The 6,820-nt window shown below is 63.9% G+C and carries 6 protein-coding genes; 1 reads left to right on the top strand and 5 read right to left on the bottom strand.

Annotated features, from left to right (window positions below; all coding sequences use genetic code 11):
- Positions 1-16: 16 nt before the first annotated feature.
- From ACF8MI_RS28145 to ACF8MI_RS28125, 5 genes are all read right to left on the bottom strand, one after another.
- Positions 17-1,195, bottom strand: a complete 1,179-nt coding sequence (locus tag ACF8MI_RS28145; RefSeq protein ID WP_200928795.1) for an acetyl-CoA C-acetyltransferase — start codon at positions 1,193-1,195, stop codon at positions 17-19.
- A gap of 411 nt (positions 1,196-1,606) precedes the next feature.
- On the bottom strand, positions 1,607-2,716 hold the full coding sequence (locus ACF8MI_RS28140) for an agmatine/peptidylarginine deiminase (RefSeq protein ID WP_200928794.1): 1,110 nt from the start codon (positions 2,714-2,716) through the stop codon (positions 1,607-1,609).
- A 3-nt stretch (positions 2,717-2,719) separates the two neighbouring features.
- Entirely contained in the window at positions 2,720-3,805 is a 1,086-nt protein-coding gene (locus ACF8MI_RS28135; protein WP_182408672.1) for an extracellular solute-binding protein, read from the bottom strand.
- Positions 3,806-3,807: 2 nt separating this feature from the next.
- A complete protein-coding gene (gene aguB / locus ACF8MI_RS28130) occupies positions 3,808-4,704 on the bottom strand; it encodes an N-carbamoylputrescine amidase (protein ID WP_104833961.1) in 897 nt (298 codons plus the stop codon).
- Positions 4,701-5,741 (bottom strand): agmatine/peptidylarginine deiminase, encoded by a 1,041-nt coding sequence (locus ACF8MI_RS28125; RefSeq protein WP_104833962.1) that lies wholly within the window; start codon positions 5,739-5,741, stop codon positions 4,701-4,703. The genes aguB and ACF8MI_RS28125 overlap by 4 nt, the downstream gene beginning before the upstream one ends.
- A 135-nt stretch (positions 5,742-5,876) precedes the next feature.
- Between ACF8MI_RS28125 and ACF8MI_RS28120 the strand changes: the two genes are divergently transcribed.
- Entirely contained in the window at positions 5,877-6,737 is an 861-nt protein-coding gene (locus ACF8MI_RS28120; RefSeq protein ID WP_060499973.1) for a LysR substrate-binding domain-containing protein, read from the top strand.
- The last annotated feature ends 83 nt before the right edge of the window (positions 6,738-6,820 follow it).

Here is a 6,820-nt window from a genome sequence, read left to right as displayed (position 1 = left end):
TCAACTCAGGCTGGGATCAACGCTCTATCGCCAGCGCCACCCCTTGGCCACCCCCAATGCACAAGGTAGCCAGGCCTTTCTTCACATCCCGCTTGATCATCTCGTGCAGCAAGGTCACCAGCACGCGGCAGCCGGATGCACCAATCGGGTGGCCCAACGCAATCGCCCCGCCATTCACGTTGACCCGTGCCGCATCCCATTCCAGTGCCTTGCCCACCGCCAGCGCTTGCGCGGCGAACGCTTCGTTGGCTTCGATCAGGTCCAGTTCGGCCAACTGCCAGCCGGCCTTGTCCAGGCAACGCTGGGTCGCGGAAACCGGCCCGATGCCCATGATTGCCGGGTCTACGCCGGCACTGGCATAAGCTGCGATCTTCGCCAGTACCGGCAGTCCAAGGGCCTTGGCCTTGGCGGCGCTCATCAGCAGCACGGCGGCTGCCCCGTCATTGAGGCTGGAGGCGTTGCCAGCGGTAACGCTGCCATCTTTCTTGAACGCAGGACGCAGTTTGGCCAAGGATTGCGCGGTGGTGTCCGGGCGTGGCTGTTCGTCACGCTCAAACACTCTGGGGTCACCCTTTTTCTGCGGCATCACGATCGGCGTGATTTCGTCATCGAAACGCCCGGCCTCGATAGCCGCCACCGCCTTGCGCTGCGACTCGGCGGCAAAGGCGTCCTGCTGCTCTCGGCTCAGGCTGTACGTGTCCACCAGGTTCTCGGCGGTGATCCCCATGTGGTAGTCGTTGAAGGCATCCCACAAACCGTCGGTGATCATGCTGTCGATCAGCTGGCCATGGCCCATGCGCTGGCCGGTGCGTGCCGAAGGCATCACGTAAGGGGCAAGGCTCATGTTTTCCTGGCCGCCGGCAATCACCACTTCGGCGTCACCGCAGCGAATGGCCTGGGCGGCCAGGTGCAGGGCCTTGAGGCCCGAGCCGCAGACCTTGTTCAGGGTCAGTGCCGGAACACTGTAGGGCAGGCCGGCCTTGATCGCGGCCTGGCGCGCCGGGTTCTGCCCGGCACCTGCGGTGAGTACCTGGCCGAGGATCACTTCGTCGACCTGCGCCGGGTCCAGCCCGGTCTGTTCCAGCAGGCGCTTGATCACGGCGGCACCGAGGTCGACCGCAGGCACTGTAGCCAGGGCGCCCTGGAAGCTGCCGATGGCGGTACGGGTTGCGGCGACAATGACCACGTCGTTCATGTTGTTGTTCTCCGGGCAATGGGCATGGTGCTGCCAGCATCGGCGGGTTTGGTTGATTTGTTAAGTTTGTTTTTCTTTGTGATTGATGTGAAAAACAAATCAATGGGGTTGCTAGAGGGTATGTCGTCGGATATTCCGCGCCTATGAGATCGAGCGCCGCCCGCGCGGCGCATCGCGAGCTGCGCTCGCTCCTACGTTTGTTTCGGGCCAGTAACGCTTGTGACAGGCGCGCGCGACCGCCTTGTTGGTAAGACGCGACACCGAGTCGTGCGCCAAGGCGTTCGCGCGCAAATCCCCCAGGAATAATTGGCCCGAAACAAACGTAGGAGCGAGCGCAGCTCGCGATGCGCCGCGCGGGCGGCGCTCGGTCTCATAGGCGCCGAACTTCTGTCGACATGCACCTGGCGGCCTTCATACAGCCGGGCACTGATGGGTCACACAGTGAATTCCCCCACCCCCTGCCGCAATGGCATCGATATCCAGCTGCACGATATCCCGCCCCGGATACAACGCTGCCAGCAACGCCCGTGCCTTCTCATCTGCCTGCGCATCGCCAAACTGCGGTGCGATGACCGCACCATTGATCACGAAGTAATTGATGTACCCCGCTGCAAAGTCGTCATTGCCTTTGCTGAACCTGTTACGCCGCCCACGCATTGGCGGTGACACCACATGTATCTGCAACTTGCGCCCCTCGGCATCGGTGGCCTGCCTGAGGATATCCAGGTGCTTGCGCGTCACGGCGTAATCATACGAATCCAGGTCATTGTCGAGATTGGCAATGACCACCCCCGGCCGCACGAAGCGGGCATAGAAATCCACATGCCCGTCGGTAATGTCGTTGCCGGCGATGCCTGGCAGCCAGATGACCTTGCTCAACCCAAGGCGCGCCTTGAGCTCCGCCTCGACGTCGGCCTTGCTCCAGCCCGGGTTGCGGTTGGCGTTGATCCAGCTGCTCTCGGTCATGATGCCAGTGCCATGGCCATCCACTTCAATGGCGCCACCTTCACCTACCAGCTCGCTGCGTTGGTACTGACCGCCCGCCAGGGTAGCGACCCGTTTGGCCAGCTGCGCATCGTTGCGGTGGCGCTGCTTGTTGCCCCAGCCGTTGAAATTGAAGTCCACCGCACCCAGCGCGCCGTCGTCATCGAGGACGAAGTTGGCGCCAATGTCGCGCATCCAGATATCGTCCAGGTTGCATTCGACAAAGCGGGTGCGTGGGCTGCCACAGTGCTGCTCGGCCAGCTTGCGTTCGCTGGCCCGGCAGAACACGGTGACCGGCTGATAACGCGCGATGGCCTGGGCGATACGGCCCAGGGCAGCTTGCACATCGGCGGTGAAGTCTTCCCAAATGGCATCCTGCGCGCCAAAGGCGATGAAGGCGCGTTGCTGAGGTTCACCTTCGTCGGGCATGAACCAGCGCCCCGGTTCTTCAGCGCGGGCCAGGCCCAGCGGCAGGCCAAGGCCGGTGCCGAGGCCAGCGGCCAGTGACAGTTGCAGGAAGGTTCTACGGCTAGGCATGGGTCAGTCCTGTGCAGTCTTGAAGCGTGTCCACACGCGCATGCGTGCCCGCATGTCGGCCTGTGGGATATCACGTCCCGGAATCAGCCGGGTGTAGGTGGCTTCGTCGAGGTAGATGTCGGGGTTGTCGCGCATGCGCGGGTCCACGGCCTGGCGCGCTTTGGCGCTGGCGGTGGGGTAGCCGGTGAAGTTGCTGATGGCGGCCATGTTTGCCGGGCGCATGACGAAGTTGATGAAACGATAGGCGTATTCCGGGTGCTTGGCATCGGCCGGGATGGCCATGGTGTCCATCCACACCGTGGTGCCCTGGCGGGGGACACGGTATTGGAAGTCCAGGTGCTTGCCTGCGGCATCGGCGGTACGCTGGGCCTGGATCACGTCGCCGCTGTAGCCCAGCGACACACACAGGTTTTCGTTGACCAGTTCGGTCACCGGCTGCGACTGGAACTTGCGCACGTACGGGCGTATGGCCTTGAGCAGTTCGCTGGCGGCGGCCAGGTCTTCACGCTTGGCGCTGCGCGGCTCGCGGCCCAGGTAGTTGAGCACCACGGCTAGCACTTCGTCGGGCGAGTCGATCACCGAAATGCCACAGTCGGCGAACTTGGCGGCCAGCGCTGGTTCGAACAGCAGGTCGAGGTTGTCCAGCGGCGCATCGGGCATGCGCTGGCGGACTTTGTCGGCATTCACCGTCAGGCCGATGGTGCCCCAGGTGTAGGGCACGGTGGCCTGGCTGGCCTTGGGGTAGCGAGCATGCAGCTGGCGCAGGCCGGGCTCGATGTCGTCCAGTGCCTCAAGGCGGCTGTGGTCCAATGGCTGCAGGCTCCCGGCGCGCATCAGCCGCTCGGCAACGGTGTCACCGGGGAACACCAGGTCGTAGCCACTGCGCCCTGACATCAGCTTGGCTTCGAGCACTTCACTGCCATCCATGACGTCGTAGATCACCTGGATGCCGGTTTCGGCCGTGAACTGCTTGAGGGTGTCTTCGGCAAAATAATCGGCCCAGTTGTACAGGCGCAGCACGGGCTGTTCGGCCTGTGCCTGGCTGGCGCAGACGGCCAGCGCCATTGCGGCTAGAACGTGGCGTTTCATGCTCAGGCCCTCAGGGTGTGTGGATGCTTGCCGTCCAGGGTCAGCAGGGGGGCGTACATCTCTGGGCGACGATCGCGGTAGATGCCCCAGCTCAGCCGGTCTTCGCGCATGGCTGCAAGGTCCAGGTCGTGCAACCAGATGCCCGTGTTGTCGCGGTCCGCCTCGCTGAGCATGGCGCCCTTGTGGTCACAGATGAACGACGAGCCATAGAAGCGCATGGACAACGATGCATCGCTGGCCGCGACCTCCTCACCGACGCGATTGGCCGCCACCACCGGCAGCAGGTTGGCGGCGGCGTGGCCGCGCATGGCTATTTGCCAATGGTCACGCGAGTCCAGTTCGGCGCAGCCGGGCTCGGAGCCGATGGCGGTGGGGAACAGCAGCACTTCAGCACCCATCAAGGCCAGGCAACGGGCCGTTTCGGGGAACCACTGGTCCCAGCAGATACCAATGCCCAGTCGCCCGAACGCGGTGTCCCAGACCTTGAAGCCCGTGTCGCCGGGGCTGAAATATTCCTTCTCCTGGTAGCCAATGGCGTTGGGGATGTGGGTCTTGCGGTATACCCCCAGCAGGCGGCCATCGGCATCGGCCACGGTCAGCGAGTTGAAAAAGGCATTGCCGGCGCGCTCGTACCAGCTAAGCGGTAGCACCACGCCCAGCTCGCCGGCCAGCGCCGCGAAGCGCTGCAGTATCGGGCTGTCGGGATAGGGCTGGGCGAGGGCCTGGTGCTGGTGGTGTTGTTCGATGCAGAAGTACGGGGTGGCGAACAGCTCTTGCAGCAGGATCACCTGGGCACCTTTGGCAGCAGCCTGGCGCACCAGGTGTTCGGCGCGGTCGAGGTTATCGGGCAGGTTCCAGCTGCACGGCATCTGCGTGGTGGCCACGCGCAGCAGGCTCATGGCTGTACCTGCGGCTGTTGCTGGGTGATGCAGTGAATGCCGCCACCGCCGTGGGCAATGTGGTCGATGCGCACCGGTACGATCTCGCGGCCCGGGAAGGCGTGGGCCAGTTGCGCAGCTGCGTCCTGGTCGGCTGCGATGCCATAGGCCGGCATGATGATTGCGCCGTTGGCGATGTAGAAGTTGGTGTAGGAGGCGCAGAACACCTCGGCATTCGGGTCAACGGCGGCGCTGGCCTCGTACAGGTCGAGCAGTTCGAAGTGGCGGCCCTGCGCATCGGTGGCCAGCTCCAGGGCGCGGCGGTTTTCCCGCACCACTTCGGCGTACACCGAATGCGGGTCTCGAGTGGCATCCACCAGCAGCACGCCAGGGCGGGCGAAGGCGCACACGCCATCGACGTGGCCGTCGGTCATGTCGCCGGTGACGTACTGCGGGTCACCTGGCAGCCAGATGGTCTTGCGGATGCCCAGGTGGCGGGCGAAACAGGCCTCGAAATCGGCCTTGCTCACGCCAGGGTTGCGGTTGGGGTTGAGCAGCACCGATTCGGTGGTGATCAGCGTGCCTTCGCCGTCGACATGAATCGCACCCCCTTCGTTGCACAGTGCAGTGCTGAACCCGTCCAGGCCCAGCTGGTCGAGGATGCGCCGGCCCAGGCTGCGGTCTTGGCTGTGCTGCGACTTGCCGCCCCAGGCATTGAAGCGCCAGCTCAGGCCGGCCAGGCCGTGCTGCGGGTGGCAGATGAAGCTCGGGCCGCTGTCACGGCACCAGCTGTCGTCCACCGCCAGTTCGATCAGCTCGATGTTGGCACCACACAGGGCGCGGGCGCTGGCCACGGCGGACGGGGCGGCCACCATCTTCACCGGCTCGAAACGGGCGATGGCCGCTGCGACTCGGGCGTAGTCCTGCTGGACATCGGCCAGGCGCACGTTCCAGCCGCTTTCCCACAGGGCCTGATTGTGTGGCCAGACCATCCAGGTTGCCGCGTGGCGTGCCCATTCGGCGGGCATGCGCCAGCCGCTGTCGAGGGACAGGTGCATAGTGAACTCCGATCTATTAGGGTTTTTTATCAACGAAGCCCGCCGTCGCGGGTGTTGGTGTTCATGCTATGGCTAGGCATGGCTGGCGACAAACGATAGATTTAGCGCACATTTGATTAGCAGGGCTTATCAATCATGCTTAAACACTGGCCACCCCTGAATGCCCTGCGCGGCTTCGAGGCCGCCGCGCGACTGGGTAGCTTCCACAAGGCCGCCGAGGCGCTGAACCTGACCCAGTCGGCCATCAGCCAGCAGATCCGCAGCCTGGAAACCTACCTGGAACAGCCGCTGTTCTACCGCAGTGGCCGCAGCGTGAGCCTGACAGACGCCGGGCACGACCTGCTCAGTACCACGCAATCATTGCTGCAGCACCTGGCCGTGGGCATTCGTCGGCTCGACCAGTACCGCAAGCCCAACCAGTTGGTGGTGAATACCAGCCCGGCGTTTGCCAGGCACTGGCTGTTGCCGCGACTGACGGACTTCCATCAGCGCTGCCCGGAGGTGGACTTGTGGTTGTTCACCAGTTTCGAGGTGCCGGACATGGCCACCGAAACCATCGACCTTGCCATCCGCGACGACCTCAGTGCTCAGGCCGAGTGCAGTTTCAGCGTGCTGCATCAAGACCAGCTGTACCCGGCTTGCCACCCAGCCTTGCTGCAAACGCCGGTACAGCAGCGCACCACGCTGCATGGCGAGCGCGAAATGGACTGGAGCCACTGGCAACTGGAAGGCGGCGAAGAGGTGGGGCAGCAGGGCAAAGGGTTGAACTTTTCCGACCCCGGTTTGTTGCTGGATGCGGCGAGCGAGGGGCTCGGGGTGGCGTTGGTCAGCCAGTTGCTGGCGCGGCGGGCAGTGGAAGAGGGGCGTTTGCAGGCGTTGTCGGCGCAGCGCGTTCGCGGGCCCGCGTGGGCTTGTCTGGTACATCGGGACAGTCAGGATGATCCGCTGGCCAGGCAGTTTCTGGATTGGCTTAGAGCGGCTTTACTGCCGGATTGAGGTTGCCACCGTTTTGCATCCCTTTGATCACCCCGTAATATGTGTCGGATAACCTGCGGGGGTAGTCTCACCCTCTGATCAAT

Source organism: Pseudomonas sp. yb_9, assembly GCF_043103635.1.
Classification (GTDB): Bacteria; Pseudomonadota; Gammaproteobacteria; order Pseudomonadales; family Pseudomonadaceae; genus Aquipseudomonas; species Aquipseudomonas monteilii.
This window is presented reverse-complemented; position numbering and strand designations above follow the sequence as displayed.